Origin of the sequence: Prevotella melaninogenica, from assembly GCF_003609775.1 — a bacterium.
GTDB lineage: Bacteria > Bacteroidota > Bacteroidia > Bacteroidales > Bacteroidaceae > Prevotella > Prevotella melaninogenica_A.
Genome location: NZ_AP018050.1, coordinates 1,004,947 through 1,021,445, shown reverse-complemented (window position 1 = coordinate 1,021,445; position 16,499 = coordinate 1,004,947). Strand labels below are relative to the sequence as shown.

General features: G+C 39.8%; 12 protein-coding genes and 1 pseudogene. 7 read left to right on the top strand and 6 right to left on the bottom strand.

Going from position 1 to position 16,499, the window contains the following annotated elements:
- Positions 1-77: 77 nt before the first annotated feature.
- Entirely contained in the window at positions 78-611 is a 534-nt protein-coding gene (locus PMEL_RS10775; RefSeq protein WP_120175250.1) for an FHA domain-containing protein, read from the bottom strand.
- A gap of 186 nt (positions 612-797) precedes the next feature.
- Positions 798-1,829 carry an SPOR domain-containing protein gene (locus tag PMEL_RS10770; RefSeq protein WP_120175249.1) on the bottom strand — a complete coding sequence of 344 codons (1,032 nt, stop codon included), beginning with the start codon at positions 1,827-1,829 and terminating at the stop codon, positions 798-800.
- Between the two features lie 103 nt (positions 1,830-1,932).
- Between PMEL_RS10770 and rfbC the strand changes: the two genes are divergently transcribed.
- The 6 genes from rfbC to PMEL_RS10740 all read left to right on the top strand — a co-directional run bounded on the left by rfbC (position 1,933) and on the right by PMEL_RS10740 (position 10,231).
- Positions 1,933-2,487 carry a dTDP-4-dehydrorhamnose 3,5-epimerase gene (gene rfbC, locus PMEL_RS10765; protein ID WP_120175248.1) on the top strand — a complete coding sequence of 185 codons (555 nt, stop codon included), beginning with the start codon at positions 1,933-1,935 and terminating at the stop codon, positions 2,485-2,487.
- Between the two features lie 103 nt (positions 2,488-2,590).
- Positions 2,591-3,382 (top strand): DUF4738 domain-containing protein, encoded by a 792-nt coding sequence (locus PMEL_RS10760; RefSeq protein WP_120175247.1) that lies wholly within the window; start codon positions 2,591-2,593, stop codon positions 3,380-3,382.
- Positions 3,383-3,992: 610 nt separating this feature from the next.
- A complete protein-coding gene (locus tag PMEL_RS10755) occupies positions 3,993-5,192 on the top strand; it encodes a hypothetical protein (protein WP_120175246.1) in 1,200 nt (399 codons plus the stop codon).
- On the top strand, positions 5,182-5,739 hold the full coding sequence (locus PMEL_RS10750; protein ID WP_120175245.1) for a condensin complex protein MksE: 558 nt from the start codon (positions 5,182-5,184) through the stop codon (positions 5,737-5,739). The genes PMEL_RS10755 and PMEL_RS10750 overlap by 11 nt, the downstream gene beginning before the upstream one ends.
- Positions 5,723-9,370: an ATP-binding protein gene (locus PMEL_RS10745; protein WP_120175244.1), complete on the top strand. Its 3,648-nt coding sequence runs from the start codon at positions 5,723-5,725 to the stop codon at positions 9,368-9,370. Before PMEL_RS10750 ends, PMEL_RS10745 begins: the two co-directional genes overlap by 17 nt.
- 12 nt (positions 9,371-9,382) lie before the next feature.
- On the top strand, positions 9,383-10,231 hold the full coding sequence (locus tag PMEL_RS10740; RefSeq protein WP_120175243.1) for a hypothetical protein: 849 nt from the start codon (positions 9,383-9,385) through the stop codon (positions 10,229-10,231).
- Between the two features lie 38 nt (positions 10,232-10,269).
- Here the strand turns inward: PMEL_RS10740 and mnmE are convergent.
- Together mnmE and PMEL_RS10730 are read right to left on the bottom strand one after the other, a co-directional pair.
- Positions 10,270-11,649, bottom strand: a pseudogene (mnmE, locus tag PMEL_RS10735) (tRNA uridine-5-carboxymethylaminomethyl(34) synthesis GTPase MnmE).
- Between the two features lie 61 nt (positions 11,650-11,710).
- The gene (locus PMEL_RS10730; RefSeq protein WP_120175242.1) at positions 11,711-12,586 is read right to left on the bottom strand and encodes a nucleoside phosphorylase; all 876 of its coding nucleotides are present in this window, start codon (positions 12,584-12,586) and stop codon (positions 11,711-11,713) included.
- A 444-nt stretch (positions 12,587-13,030) separates the two neighbouring features.
- Between PMEL_RS10730 and PMEL_RS10725 the strand changes: the two genes are divergently transcribed.
- Positions 13,031-14,071, top strand: a complete 1,041-nt coding sequence (locus PMEL_RS10725; RefSeq protein ID WP_120175241.1) for a type I asparaginase — start codon at positions 13,031-13,033, stop codon at positions 14,069-14,071.
- Positions 14,072-14,190: 119 nt separating this feature from the next.
- Here the strand turns inward: PMEL_RS10725 and PMEL_RS10720 are convergent, their stop codons facing one another.
- Both PMEL_RS10720 and PMEL_RS10715 read right to left on the bottom strand, forming a co-directional pair.
- Positions 14,191-15,108: a dihydrodipicolinate synthase family protein gene (locus PMEL_RS10720; protein WP_044046045.1), complete on the bottom strand. Its 918-nt coding sequence runs from the start codon at positions 15,106-15,108 to the stop codon at positions 14,191-14,193.
- A 111-nt stretch (positions 15,109-15,219) separates the two neighbouring features.
- Positions 15,220-16,446: an MFS transporter gene (locus tag PMEL_RS10715; RefSeq protein ID WP_120175240.1), complete on the bottom strand. Its 1,227-nt coding sequence runs from the start codon at positions 16,444-16,446 to the stop codon at positions 15,220-15,222.
- Positions 16,447-16,499 lie beyond the last annotated feature (53 nt).

The following is a 16,499-nucleotide window of genomic DNA, read 5'->3' as shown; positions in this document are numbered from 1 at the left end:
CAAAGTCGATAAAAAGACGTACGTTCTTAGACTTTTAGGAGTAAATTACCCCAATCATTGTAAAGTATTTTCACAACTTAATCTTCATCTGGAGTATGAAGAATAATACTTGTTGCACCAATCGTAAAGAGCGTACCACCTTCTATAACACGACGCTCACGGTCACCAAGAATCACGTTATCAACAAACGTACCTGTATAAGATGGTCCATCACGCAATACATATTGTAACTTTCCTTGCTTATTCTTGCTGACAGTAATAGAGCAATGAGTCATGTCGACACTTGGGTCAACTGTCTCAATCGGACAGTTAATTGGATTCCCCTTCATATAACGTCCGATAACATTCTCACCCATCTGCAGTGGGATTACCTGACGAAAATGGAATACATTTTCAATCACATGAAGAGAGCCATACTTGCCTTCTGACGCTTCATCAATAGGAGCATCGTTTTCCTCTTTTTGTGTCTTGCGAAGTTTAGAAACACCTATACGGATTCCAAACTCTTTACTACATTGAGGACACTGAAAGACAAGACGTTGTCCAGACTTATATTTTGTTTCGTCGAAAGTTATGAAGTTATCACACTTCGGACATCTTACACGCTTCATATAATAAAAGTAATTTTAATAAAAATGCCCCTCACCTCAGACGAGGATAAAGAGGCTCTCATGGAGTAACAAATAAGGCTAAACATACACAAACTATGAAAAACCTTTGCTCTTAACTTTATTGTATTGGATTCTATACGAAAAAAAGTAAACGAGTCATATCCTTTGCAGGCATTAGAATCAGTCTTACTTTCCTATCTCTATCACCCAAGCTTCCTTAAATTCAGTAGTTTTATTGATAAACTTCATCTTTTCATAAGCTTCCTTCTGACTTGAGAAATAGCCATAAAGAACCTTTATACTTTCAGCACCCTCATAAACACGAGCATCAGTAAGTCCACTCTTGTGCAACCGATGAACAAAAGCACGCGCATTACTCTCTGTTACGTGACTTGCCATAACAATTGCCCAATAATGAGAAGAATTAGTAGGAGTTGTCTGTTGGGGCTTTACACCTGACACCTGACTTGCTGGTGTTAATGTATTAAGCTGCTTAGTAGCATTCGACGTGTCGTCAGAATCAAAGATATTATAAAGAACTCCGCTCTTGATTTGCTGCTTATCACTTACACCCTTACGATTAGAACCAGGGAAAGCAACAAGGAAGACCGCAGTAAGGAAGACTGCAGCTGCAGCTGTATTGCGTACTGCACGCATACTGATACTGAGACGTTTGTTTGCTGTATCAGAGTCATCAACAAAGACTAAACCCTGCTTTTGCGTCTTAACCTCTATCGTTGGAGATGCAGTCTGCTTTTCTGCAACAAACTTAGTGAAGTTAAAGCTACTCAAACCATAATATAATGGCGTAAGAATTCCACTTTCAAAAGGTTCGAACTCTAAGTTACCATCGCTATTTCTTGAAAGACTTCCAAGATCATTTAGTTCAAATAAGCCTTCTTCATCTAATGTTTGATAAATCTCATCAACCTCATTCTCTATCTGTCGCAAAGCTTCAGGATAGCTTAAATCGTAGGCATCTACGTAAGATTGCACCAACAAAGAGTCATTCATTTTAAGCTGTGCATTAAAGCCAAGCGTACGATAAGGTGGCAGGAACAAGCCTTCCTGCTCATCATATCTTGCTGAAACATGATGGGCAACAAAGCCACCTAAGCCTGGGACAATGACACAGTCATTCTCCAACAGAAGGATCTCTATATGTCGGTCGAGTTTTATCACGTTTGCAAATTTAATTATTTTATTTGGAAGTGGCAAGTCCCCAACGTTAAATTCTTATTTGAATAATGAAAAAGGGAATAATCCTTCCGATAATCGATAAAACTTACTATCTTTGCAATAAGAACTAAAAATAAAATTTATGGAGTTTATTAAGACAGAAATTGATGGTGTTTGGATTATCGAACCTAAGGTATTCAATGACGATAGAGGCTATTTCTTCGAGTCTTTCAAGCAGGCTGAATTCGACAAACACATTGGTTATCATGTTGATTTCATACAGGACAACGAGTCTAAATCAAGCTATGGCGTTCTGCGTGGATTACATTATCAAGAGGGCGATACCGCACAAGCTAAGTTAGTGCGTGTCATCAAGGGTAAGGTAGTTGACGTTGCTGTTGACCTTCGCAAGAGTTCACCTACATTCGGCAAGTATGTTATGGTTGAACTATCTGAGGACAACAAGCGTCAGTTCTTCGTACCACGTGGCTTTGCACATGGTTTCCTTGTTCTTTCTGACGAGGCTATTTTTACTTATAAGGTAGATAATGTCTACTCTCCACAGACAGAGGCGAGCCTCCGTTGGAATGATGAGACTGTAGGTGTTAAGTGGCCTATCGACGTGAAGGATGTCGTACTTTCAGACAAAGACCTTAATAAGGGGTTGGCTTTGAAGGACGTAAAGGTGTTTGAATAAACAAAAGATATATTTTCAAAATAGGATGCCTTAAAGTAGCATCCAGCATAAAACATTTAATTACGAACGAACTATCGAAGCGTTCGACTATGTATCAGTAAAGATGAAACAGAAGTTAATTGTTTGCATATTAACGTTACTGGTTCTTTTGACGGCTTGTCGCAATCGTGGAGCTGATTATCAACAGCAACACGAGGACAAGCAAGCAAAAGAGATGTTGCAAGGTTTATGGACCAATGGCGAGAACAGTGACCCTGCCATGTTGGTAAAGGGAGATAGCATCTTCTACCCAGACTCTGCGAGTATGCCAGTACGCTTCTGGATTTATCAAGACACTATCTACCTGCAAGGTCAAAACATTCATGGCTATAAAATAGAAAAGCAGGCGGCACACCTACTGAAATTTGCCAACCAAAATGGTGATGAAGTAAAGTTGATAAAGAGTAATGATAAATCACTCTATTCAGCCTTTAACTATCATGTATATGCTATGAACACCTTCTTGGAGCAGTCACAAGATACCGTTATCCGTACAGACTTAGGTTATTTCCAGAGTAAAGTTCATGTACAAACGACCTCTGACAAGGTGGTAAAATCAACTTATAACGATAACGGAGTAGAAGTTGACAACATCTACCTTGATAATGTTGCATCACTGAGATTGTACAATCATGGTACGCCTGTCTTTGCTCATGACTTCCGCAAGCAGGAGTTCCAGTCACTTATCCCTAAGAGTTTCCTCTCTCGCAGCATTCTACGCAAGATGTATTTTACCCATGCTGATGCCAAAGCACTCTACTACTATGTTATTATCGGAATCCCTGATGCCGACACAACATACGTTATCGAACTGAGAGTGACACCTGACGGAAGAATGAGTAAGAAGTTAAGGTAATATTGATTATCACTGACAGAGAATCAAAAGAAAAACAAATACATATCCGCACTTAGTTACGTTTGTGACTAAGTGCGGCTTTTTTATATAACCTACATTAAACAGAAAGAAAAGCCTTCACTATATAAAATTCTATTTATCATACGCTTACGTCCTCCTATTCACATAGAAACTCATACTAATCAGCTACCTTTTGCATACTTCTCGACGATAAGTTACCTTTATCCTTACCATAAACTTGTGTGGTGCTAAGCCTCCGCACGTATGGTGTTAAGCCCCCGCACCACATGTGCGGAGCACCCGCACAATAAGAGAAAGATGTATATAAGTTCATCTATTACTATCTATTTCACACGAAGATACCGATAAAAAGACATATACATGGTGTGTTTACCATAAGTTACTCAGATTTTATCAGTAATAAGCAACGTTGTTCGAAAGTAATTATTATATTTGTATCTGTTTTAATACCTAAAGTATAAGATGCTGGTCTAAAAGCAAACGGATTCTTATCCACACAAAACTGATGTATTAAGAAATCTTGCTTAATCCCACCTTATTCAATAATAATGTTAAAGACTATCATACTCTTGATATATAAAACAAGCCCATGGACATACTGTCACACTTTAGAACAATAGAAGAGCTAACTAAAACACTCTCACGCGAACAAAGGCTACTGAGTGAGATGTTTGAGAAGCGAAAGCTGATAAAGTTCCCCAAAGGAATAGCACTGGAGTTAGTTGGCGGGAATGAGAGCCGACTAAGTAGGCTCATTGACTATGGTGTAGTAGTAGAAACTGGCAATTCTCTTGAAATAGAGAGCGACTATCTTAATTTCTTCGAGGAGGTACTGAACGTGAATGAGGAAATAAGTGTGTTAAGTGTGCAGGAATGTATCAACACACTAAAGGAGCATATCACTTATTTTCTACAAGAGACAAACGTAAATCGGAAAGCTAACTACCAAGATAGTGTGCGTCAACTCTTGAAGAAGACTGGCTTTAGAACGTTGAAAAATGTGGTAGACTTGAAACGAAACATGGACAACACCTATAAGCAAGAGCCCAACTATCTCAACAAGAAAACGAAACTCCAGAATCTTGATGAGAAAAGTCATAGCATACGTTCGATGATACGTGAATGTGAAAAGCTAATGGACAATGAGCAAGCTTTCTTCATTATGGCCAATGACCCACACATGGCTAAGACTTGTAGCAATGTAAGACACGATTTCGTTGAAGCCTATCATGCACTGATGGAGATAGATAGGCAGATTATTGTCTATATCAATCAAATAGACCAACAGAATCAGCTTTATAAGAAGATACGCAAATTAAAGTATCTGAAAGACCAAGTTCTCATCAAGACAGAAACTAATATTACACAAGTATTAGAAGATAACAATCCGCTATGGATGGAGTCTCGGCAATATAGTAAGATTCGTCTTTCATTAGAGGCATTAAGAGAGAATGATGAGATAGCAAAGGTTTTAAGGAGAATAGCAGAACGTAACGGTATACAAAAGACGTCACGAACAGAAGCAGAGCCACTTACAAAGGAAGACTTACAAGAGCAAGTACAACTTCTGAAAGAGATTGATCCTACTGAAGTGTGGAATGCCTTTGCTGCATCAAGCTACAATCTCTTTGAGTTTATCCTCAGATACAACTATATGACAAAACGTGAAATAGAAGATCATGCAACCCTCTTTTGTCAACTTGTCATCCTACACCCAGATGAATGTAAAATGACAGGAGAATACGCAACTTACCAAAACATTGAATATCCAATCATCTATGCGAAATAACACTCAACGAATATATGAACGATTAATCCGCGGAGAATTCCTCTCTGTTGACAGTTCTGACAACTCTATCCGCCATCTATACGATGACTTAGAAGAGAACTTTGAAGATTATACAGACTACTTTAAAGAAGTTGGTCTACAATTAGAACAGGGCAATGGTTACTTCTACTTCTCTCGTATAGGGGAGGGAAAACAAGCTATAGAACAAAAGTTAGAGAGCTTCTCTAAGTGGCTTGATTATCTTGACTTCCTTAAATGCTATAACCAAGCATTCTCTGCAGGCTATCAATTTCGTAAAGGACATCTGATAGAACAAATCAGTTTGGATATTGAATTGAAGGAGAAAGCCAACCACCTGTTTAAAAAGTATGGCGCAGGCTCAAATCAAGAGATAGTGAACAAGCTACTCCAAGAGATGCAAAACATGGGGTTTGCTGAATGTGTCAATATTCAAGATGAAACTTTTAAGATAACCTCTGCATTCCGCTATGCCGAGGAATTGGTTAACATGATTCAAATAGCTAACGAAGATGAAATACCTGAATAGAATCATATTTATCAATAGTGCTAATATTCCATACGCTGAAATATCAGTAGATGGTAATGTGCATTTCACTGGAACGCAGGGTGTAGGAAAGAGTACAGTACTAAGAGCACTACTATTCTTCTACAATGCCGACAAACATAAGTTGGGTATTCAACAAGGCCAGAAGTCGTTTGATGAGTTCTATTTCCGCCAATCTAACTCGCATATCCTCTATGAGGTAATGCGTGATAATGGAGCATATACCATATTAGTCAACCGATACCAAGGACGTGCTTCTTGGCGATTTATTGATGCACCATACCAAAGAGAGTGGCTCATTGATAATGATAAACAGGTGTTGAGTGACTGGGTCAAGATACGTGAACGTATTGATAAGAATGTGAGTGTATCAGCAAGAATTGACTCAGGGGTGATGTTTAAGGATATCATCTTTGGTAATACACACGACCATAAGTTTACTCGCTATGCCTTAGTACAGAGTTCTCACTATCAAAATATACCTCGAAGTATTCAAAATGTATTCCTTAACACGAAGTTGGATGCTGACTTTGTGAAGAATACTATCATCCAGTCAATGGCTGACGAAGACCACCCTATTGATTTACAAACGTACAGAAGACTGGTAACAGACTTTGAAAGGGAATACGATGAAATAGACTGTTGGTTCCGACAGACACGTAACGGAATTTATCCCGTACGCCAGCAAGCACTGAAAATAGCTGAACAAGGCCGTAAGATAGTTGCGTTTGACCAGCAACTACTTGATGTATGGCACATGCTGAACTATGTTGTAGTGGACGATGAACAACAAATACCACTATTGGAAAGTAAACTTGTAGATGTAAAAAACAATATTGAGAAAGAGAGTAAACGTCAGAAGGAACTTAAAGCTGACTATGACAAAGAAAAAGACTCACTCAATCAAGACCTTGGAGGGAAGAATAGTAAACTGAAAGAGATAGCTGAGAAACGGAAGTATTTTGATGCTATTAACATTAAAGAAAAGGTTGCACTTAATGCTCGTGAGAAGTCATTAAAGCATGAAGCAGCTGAGAAAAAAATGTTATTGGATGATTTGCTCAAAACGAATGCTTCAATAGCAGAGAAGTATAATATCGCCAAAGCGAAACTTGAAAATGCTCATCAAGCATTTATCAATAGGCTGAGAGAGACTTTATATACAAAGCAAACAGAGCTACAACAAGAACGTAATCGCTATGAAGAAGAACGTTCTAAGAACAGAAACCTGGTTATGAACGTGTATCGTACCTTATCACTTGATTCTAAAGAACGTCTTCAAAGCCTTATTGCTGAACAATATAGAGCTGACAGTAGAGTTAAAGAACTACGCCAATGGCACCCTAAGGAGAATGACATCAAGCTGGTGAAGGAGCAACTGGTGCAATTAGATATCAAAGAAAAGGCTAATAAGGAAGAGCAGAAAACTGTTAGAATTCAAATAGAAAAGCTGACTAACGAATTCGAAATGAAAGAGGCTGAGTTGAAACAAGCCTCTTTGCAGGAACAAAAACGATTGGAGAACGATCGTACAATATGCCGTAATGAAATTGAAAGAATCAACGACTTGCTGTCACATCTGGATGACTCGCTGTATCATTGGCTGTGTGAGAACGCTGAAGGATGGGAAGATACGATTGGAAAAGTTGTAGATGAAGAACGGATACTCTACGCCCAAGGACTTGAACCAACATTAGACAATAAAACGGACAACCTATTTGGAGTAAAGCTCAACTTGGAAAATATTGAGCCTACTCATCGTACCCCTGATGAGTATAGGACAAAGAAGAAAAATTTAGAGAGCCAACTACAGCTATTGAATAGACAGTTATCACAACTATCAGTAACCCTTCAAGAGGAAATATCTAAACTTGGTAAGAAGTATGGTAACCTACTTAAACCATTGCGTCAGGAAGCTACTCAGCTAAGAGTGGAGGCTGAACAAATACCTACCAAGAGACAGAACCTGCAGAACCAACAGCATAAATTAAAGATGGAAGAGCAGGAAATAATCTCAAGCGAACAAGAGTTACGTATGCGTGCATTCAATGATGCCACTCTTAAAGTTGAAGCTGAGAAAGAAAGACAAGCTAAAAATGACGCTAAGAACGAAAAGGACTTGAAGGAACTTGATGCAGCTTTCAATAGGTCTGTAAAGGCACTTAATAATGAACTACATACGTTTCAAGAGCAACAAAAGACTGAAGTTGAATTGCATAATCAGGAATTTGAAAATCAAAAAGCTCAACTTGACAAACAACAAAAAGCTGAGCTTGAAGGCAAGGGAGTAGATATCAAACTATTGAACGAATATCGCAAAGCACTTGATGAGCTTAACAAGCTACTTCAACAGATAGAAACAGACCGCAATGATGTAATCAAATACGAAGATGCGGTGGAAACCCTCTTCTCTAAAGAAGCTGATATTAGAAACAATATAAAGGAGATTGGGCAGCGACTTATTATGTTGCAACAACGCTACGAAGACAAACGAATACGCATAGAAAAGAAGAAGCAAGCATTTGAAGACCAACAGAGAGCGATCCAAAAAGACCTCGCTCATAGACGAGATGGACTAAATCAATATCATCAAGTTATAGAAAATGAACACTTAGTATCTAACGATTATCTCGCTGATAATAAGGCTAAGTCTACACATTTAGACTGTCTACAGCTAATAAGTCAGCTGAGAGGCACCATTAATCAGAAACGAGAAGCTATTGAGATACTAAAAGGAACTGTCGTAAACTTCAATCGTAACTTTAAGCCCCAGAATGCTTTTCACTTCAACACAATGCCTATCACAGACGCAGATTATATGCAGATTGCAGTTGACTTACAAGAGTTTATCGACAATAATAAGATAGAAGAGTATCGAAGACGTACCAGTGAACATTACAAAGACATCTTAGGACGTATTTCAACTGAGGTCGGCGCATTGATGAAACGTAGATCAGATGTGGATGGAGTAATCCTTGACATCAATCGAGACTTTGTTGAGAAGAACTTTGCAGGAGTCATTAAAAGTATAGAATTAAGAGCAAATGAGTCGTCAGACAAGCTTATGCAGTTGCTTATATCCATTCATAATTACTGCATAGAGAATGCTCTTTCTATAGGAGAACTAAACCTTTTCTCAAGTGATAATCGTGATGAAATAAACCGAAAGGTTGTAGACTATCTAAAGAGTTTATCTCATCAGTTACAGAACGAGCCCAATCGTAACATCGTATCATTGGGTGATGCCTTCCGTTTACAGTTCCGTGTAAAGGAGAATGACAATGATACAAGCTGGGTAGAACGCATTAATAACGTTGGTTCAGACGGAACAGACATCTTAGTGAAGGCAATGGTTAACATCATGCTTATCAACGTATTCAAGAAGAAGGCAGCCCGTAAGAGTGGTGATTTCATCGTCCATTGTATGATGGATGAGATTGGTCGTCTACATCCAAACAATATTAAAGGCATCTTACAGTTTGCTAACTCACGTAATATCCAGCTAATAAATAGTTCACCAACATCCTATAATCCATACGATTATCGGTACACCTACCTACTAAGCAAGCATGGTGTAAAGACGAAAGTTGAGAAACTTTTAAAGAGAATATAACATCGAAAGACTATGGCAGTAAGTGCATCTATACAAGCGTTAATAGCTGGTGAGACCGTTGCAGGCTCAAGGATAAGTAATAGACTACTGACAGAACTTATTCAGGAAGGCCTATTGCAAATCATTATACATGGATCGAGAAAATCGTATCGTGCCAACAATATCGAAGCATTAAAAAGGTTTCTTATTGATAAAGATGAGAACTATCGGATATTAGATGTCGGTAATTCCGAGTCAAGAAGTTCAATGGCAAGCGAGACAGGAAACTCTAAACTCGTGACTATACGTTCGTGTCCTGGATTCCCAGTAAATACGTATGAGTCGATTGAATGTCGATTGAATAAAGAACCATTTACCATCAATCCACAAGAAGGATATTTCTTTTTTGTATCTGATTGGAAAACATTTACGATTCCTGGCAACGTGATTATCATTGGAATTGAGAATATGGAGAATTTCAGAAAAGTACGTCAACAAAGGGTCTTCTTTAATGAGTATCTACATAAACATGGACATTCACAAAAGGTATTGTTCGTCTCACGCTATCCACAATCAACTGATCTTAGAGAATGGCTGGCATCTATTCCCAATCCATATATCCACTTTGGCGACTTTGATTTGGCTGGTATTCATATATTCCTGTCTGAATTTCAGAAGCATTTAGGCACAGAACGCACATCTTTCTTAATCCCAGAAGATATCTCCTCACGGTTAAGATGGGGTTCAACAAGGCGTTATAACGAACAATATGCTCGTTATAAGGATATTAAATCAGACAGAATAGAGATCCAACAATTGATAGATCTCATTCACCATGAGCGCAAGGGGTATGATCAAGAAGGCTATATCTCTCAACAATAAGGACTTACGACACAAAGAGAGTAACCTATCCAAAGACCTTACTTACCTATACAGAAGTGCTTAAATATATTTCCAAGCACTTCGTGTGGGGTAATCTGCCCACCTGTTATATCAGCAAGTTGATGAAGACAGATGCGTAAGTCTTCACTTACAAGGTCACCGCTAAGCCCAAAGTCGAGAGCTTCTATGACACGTAGAATAGATTCATCAGCATGAGTTAATGCTTCGTAATGGCGCGCAGAAGTAATGATAACACTGTTCTCACTTATCTCAGGGATATTAGCAGCTTCATAAATAGCCTCCTCCAAAGCCTTAATATTTTGCTTTAACTTTGCTGATATATAGACTGTATGTTAGTCATTATCTACCTGCTTAGGCTCTACCACTTTACTATCGATTTTATTGAAGATTGTTATCAAATGCTTACCTTTCGTCAAACGCTGCATTTCAGCACATTCTTCTGCTGTTGGTTGTTCATCAACAACCCATAAGACAATGGCAGCCTCATCCATCTTTTGATAAGCACGCTCAATGCCTAACTTTTCAATTTGGTCTTCAGTATGACGAATACCAGCCGTATCAATAAAACGGAAGGTAACACCTTTGATTTCTGTTGTATCCTCAATGACATCGCGTGTCGTACCATGAATATTCGACACAATGGCTTTCTCCTCATGAAGAAGGCAATTCAAAAGAGTAGACTTACCCACATTCGTCTTACCAACAATGGCAACAGGCACACCTTTCTTCAAAGCCTTACCCGTCTCAAAGGAATCTGTGAGGAGTTTTATCTTTTGATGTATCGTCTCTGCCAATGCTTTCAGTTCTGTACGATCAGCAAATTCAAGTTCCTCATGATCAGAGAAATCGAGTTCTAACTCCAACAAAGAAGTCATCTTCAAGAGCTGTTCACGCAAGAGTGAAAGCTCCGAACTAAAATGGCCCTTCAGTTGACTCAAAGCCACTTGATGCGTAGCACGATTAGAAGCAGCGATGAGGTCGGCAACAGCTTCCGCCTGACTAAGGTCCATCTTGCCGTTCATATAAGCTCGCTGTGTGTACTCTCCTGGCTGAGCCTGACGACAACCAGCATCAATAAGTGCCTTTACAACCTGATTAAGAATATATGCAGAACCATGACAGGATATCTCAGTACTGTTCTCACCCGTATAGCTATGAGGAGCACGGAAGACACTAACCAGAACATCATCAATGGTTTTTCCCTCCTTGTCAAGGATTTCACCATAATGCAAGGTATTCCCTTTCGCATCTGTTAAATGCTTTCCACGAACACCATGAAAGACTTTGTCCGTTACTTCTATCGCCATCTCACCACTCACACGGATGACTCCTATAGCTCCACCCGGCTGAGTAGCAAGAGAGCATATAGGTTCACCACCCCCTGAAAGAATAGACAGAGGAGTGGATAAAACAGTTTGTGATATCTTGTCTTTTTGTTTGCTCATAAAAAATGATTTATTATATTCTCTCCAACACCTTCTCTATCAAGCCATCAATAGTATTCTTATAGCTTGCGTTTGCTTCTTTAGCAAGGCGGTTGGCAATAACCATACAGGCTGTAACAGCCTTATGTCCCATAAGAGTAGCAAGACCAGCAAGTGCCGATGACTCCATCTCAAAGTTAGTTACCTGCATACCATTATAAGAGAAGTTTTCTATCTTTTCATTCAGTTTAGGGTCCTGCAATGGCAAACGAAGCTCACGTCCCTGTGGCCCGAAGAATCCTCCACAAGCAATTGTAACTCCACGTACCATATCATCAGCTGCAATAGTATCAAGCAACTCCTTATCAGCACAAGCCACGTATGGATTACCCAACTGCGAATCCCATTCAACCTGCTTCTTGAATTCCGCTTCAAACTCAAGGTCAGAAGCCTGATTGCGACCTGCATAGAAGTTTAACAAGCCATCGAAACCAATACTCTTGGCAGACGCTATATAAGTACCAACAGGTGTGTAAGGCTGCAATCCACCACAAGTACCAATCCGTACGAGTGTCAACTGACGCAACTGCTCATTCTCTGTACGTGTCTTGAAATCAATATTAGCAAGCGCATCTAATTCGTTTAAAACGATATCAATATTGTCACAGCCAATACCTGTACTCAAAACCGTAATTCTCTTTCCCTTGAAAGTACCTGTGATAGCACAGAACTCACGATTAGCAACCTCACATTCTTTGTTCTCAAAGTGTGAAGCAACGAGTGCAACACGACCAGGGTCACCAACAAGTATAACTTTATCAGCAAGATTCTCTGGTTTCAAGTGCAAATGAAAGATACTTCCATCTTCATTAATAATCAGTTCAGAAGGGGCAAAATATTTCTTCTCCATAGTCGAAAGATAATTTGGTTATATTGTGATTGATTATGTTTGAAAAACAAAGGTAAGCATAAAAGCAGAGAAAACCAAACGTTATAAAGGAAAAAACACATCGGTAGGAAGCCTTACAAAAGGGCTAATAACATAGTTTCCGCCCCAAAAAGGAGATATATAACATCGCAATTAAGCATCAGCACCAATGGTGCGGAGCGTCAGCACCATTAGTGCTAAGCCTTAACACCATTAGTGCTTACCTACAAAACAAGGCTTAACGAGCCCCAATATAGCAAAAGAAAACGATAAGATAAAGGACATTACCTTATGAAACAAGCCACTAACAACTAACATATAAGATATTTGCTTACCATACAACATTATATAGAAAATTATCTTTTAAAATTACGATGGGAATTAAATGTTTTTCTTATCTTTGCAAAAATAACAAACTAATGCACGATGAACAGAACCAACAAAGTATTACTCATTTATACAGGCGGTACCATTGGTATGGGACATAACCAACGGACAGGTGCATTGGAGCCATTAGACTTCAACCATCTTGTTGATAACGTTCCCGAGTTCAAACTAATCCCTACGGAGGTTGACACCTATCAGTTCGATCCACCTATCGACTCTTCTGACATGTCACCTGTCCGATGGAAGCAGTTGGTGAAAGTCATTGCAGACCGCTATGACGAATATGACGGTTTTGTTGTTTTGCATGGTACAGATACGATGTCTTATACCGCTTCTGTCTTGTCGTTCATGTTTGAGAACCTTACAAAGCCTATTATCCTTACGGGTTCACAACTTCCAATCGGACAGCTACGTACAGATGGTAAGGAGAACCTCATGACAAGTCTTGAATTGGCATCTGCACATCACTTAGATGGCACGCCAATGGTACCAGAGGTTTGTATCTACTTTAGCGGTCATCTCTTACGAGGCAATCGCTCAACGAAGCAGAATGCAGACGACTTTAATGCGTTTGACACCTTTAATTATCCTCATCTCTGCGAGGCTGGTGTCAACTTCAACTTTAAAGAACATAGTATATTAAAGCCAGACTTTACGAAGCCAATGGTGCCACACTTCGAGTTGGATAATAATGTGATTATCTTCTCTCTATTCCCAGGTATTGAAGAGCATTTGATTCGTCACATGTTTGATGCACCAGAGTTGAGAAGTATTGTCATGCGATCATACGGAAGTGGAAATGCTCCACAGTATCCTTGGCTCATGAATATACTCCGTAAGGTTTCAGAGCGTGATATTATTGTGGTTAATATCAGCCAGTGTATTAGCGGACAGGTGGAGATGAATCGTTACGATACGGGCTATCAACTCAAAGATACTGGTGTAATCAGTGGTTATGATAGTACGGTTGAAGCAGCTGTAACAAAATTGATGTATCTGCAAGCTAAATACAACGATACTGAAACTATTCGCAAATACATGAACCAATCTATTGCAGGCGAAATCACTATCTATAATTGATAGATTACAACGAACAACTTGATAGAAAAACAAAACAGCCCAATATTCCCCACCCTTCCTACAAATCAATAGTTATTGAAAGGAAGAATAAAAGGAAATATTGGGCTGTAATATGATTATTAGAACTTATTGCAACGCTCGAAGAAACCGATTTCCTCAAGCTCCTTCTTCATACGTGCCTCTTCCTCATCTGTCATATTCTGGAAAGGAACACGGTTTGGACCGAGGTCAAAGCCCATCAACTTCATAATGCGCTTACCACCAACGATATTGCCACGGAAGTGACAAATAACATTAATAACCTCCTGTGAGAAGTTTTGTTTCTCACGTGCAGTTTCGATGTCACCCTTGTTCCAAGCCTCGATGATACCTGTCAGTTCACGACCATTATAGTTGGTTGTGCCACCGATACCACCCTTTGCACCGCCTTGAGCTAAACTTGGGAGAATCGTTTCATCCTGTCCATGCAGCATGTCGAACTTACCATCCTTATAAAGACGGCATTGATTGTACTCATAAAGACTCTCAAAGGTGTACTTAATACCTGCGAAGTTAGGGATACGACCATCAACAGCTTTCAAGAGTTCGAGCATTGACAAGAATGCACCATTGAATGCAGGAATGTGATAATAGTAGAAAGGAAGTGAAGGAGCTGCGGCTGCAATTGTCTCACAATACTTCACCAACTCCTCAATACGACCAATCTTTGGGAAAGGAGGAGCCATCGCACCGATACCCCATGCACCAATCTTCTCTGCGTGTTCAGCCAAGCGTACGCTCTCACGCAAGCAGCAACTGCCCACATGTACGATAACCTTGAAACCTTCTGGTGCAGCCTGCATCCAGCGTTCAGCTAACTGCATACGCTCTTCTGTTGTGAGCATATAGCCCTCACCAGACGAACCATTGATAAATACTCCCTTCAAACCGTTCTTCTGCAACATAGCTGCATAAGCCTCAATAGGCTCAAGATTGACATCGCCATTAGCATAGAATGGCGTGAACGGTGCGTCAATTAATCCGATAATCTTTTCCATAAACAGTGTTGCCCTCCACCTTTAATCATCTAAAACAAACGGTTATATACGTGGGAAAGGCGATTATATGTGATAAAAATAAGCAATTATAAGTGAGTTTCGACTCCGTTCTTACTCCATATTGTCGGTTGTTGGCTTCAAGCAAGAGAGCTGCAAAACTAAAGCTAACACAACAATACCACCCAAGATAGCAAAGCCAAGACCGAGGTTACCACCATCAGTCCACTTACCTAATACCTGTGTAACGGCAGCTCCTGCAAACACACCAGTCATATTCATGATTCCGTATGCGGTACTGCGATACTTTGATGAAATGAACTGACAGAGGATTGGCATATTGTTAGCGTCAAACATACCATAACCAATACCAAAGCACAAGCCTGCTCCAACGACAGACACAAGGCTATGACCAAAGCCCAAGAACATGAGGGCAGGAACTGTAAGACCAAGACCAATAGCACTGGTATATACTCGTCCACGTAGGTTACGCTGTACCCAACGGTCTGAAACAATACCACCCATGATAACACCAATGAATGATGATACAGCAATAGTTATCGTAGACATTGGTCCTGCACTTGACATTGGTATATCCAAACTATTAGCGAATAGTGTTGGCAACCAATTCTTTGTAGCCCAACCTGGAAGACTTGGCACTGCAAAATAGAAGAGTATTACCCAGAAAGCCCAAGTAGAGAACACAATAGACAAACCACGGAAAGGATTCTTGCTTGACTTAGCCTCACCTTGTGAAGCCGCTTTCTGTCCATGCTTTGGATTCTCTTTCAAGAATACAAGCAATACAAGTGAGTAAACAATACCAATAATACCAAACCAATGGAAGGCTGCATGCCATGAAAACATTGCAGCCAACGTTGCTCCAAAACCACCAACAGCTTGTCCAACATAAAGACCTGTCATGTGAATACCAATCGCCAATGAGCGTGACTTTCCTTCATGCCAATCGGCAATGAGTGACAGACCAGCTGGGATATAAAGTGCTTCGCTGACGCCCATAAAGGCACGAAGCCAATAAAGTTGGTCGAAACTCTCAGCATAACCCATAAGATAAGTCACTGCAGACCATACAAAGATACTACCGACTACAAGCCACTTACGGTTAGCACGGTCAGCAATAATTCCTGCAAATGGACTCACAATACCATAAATCCACAAGAATACAGCCATCAATGCACCGAAAGCCTCAGCTTGATTCAGCTCTGCAATATCAACTTTCATAGCCTCCTGCATCGTCGACAACATCTGGCGATCCATATAATTCAGCAGGGCAACAAACCAAAGGAGGGCAACAAGTACCCAAGGATAATATTTTTTCATAAAAAGATTACAGCCCACCCCACGTCTCTATCTTCCATAACAAATAGCAGATG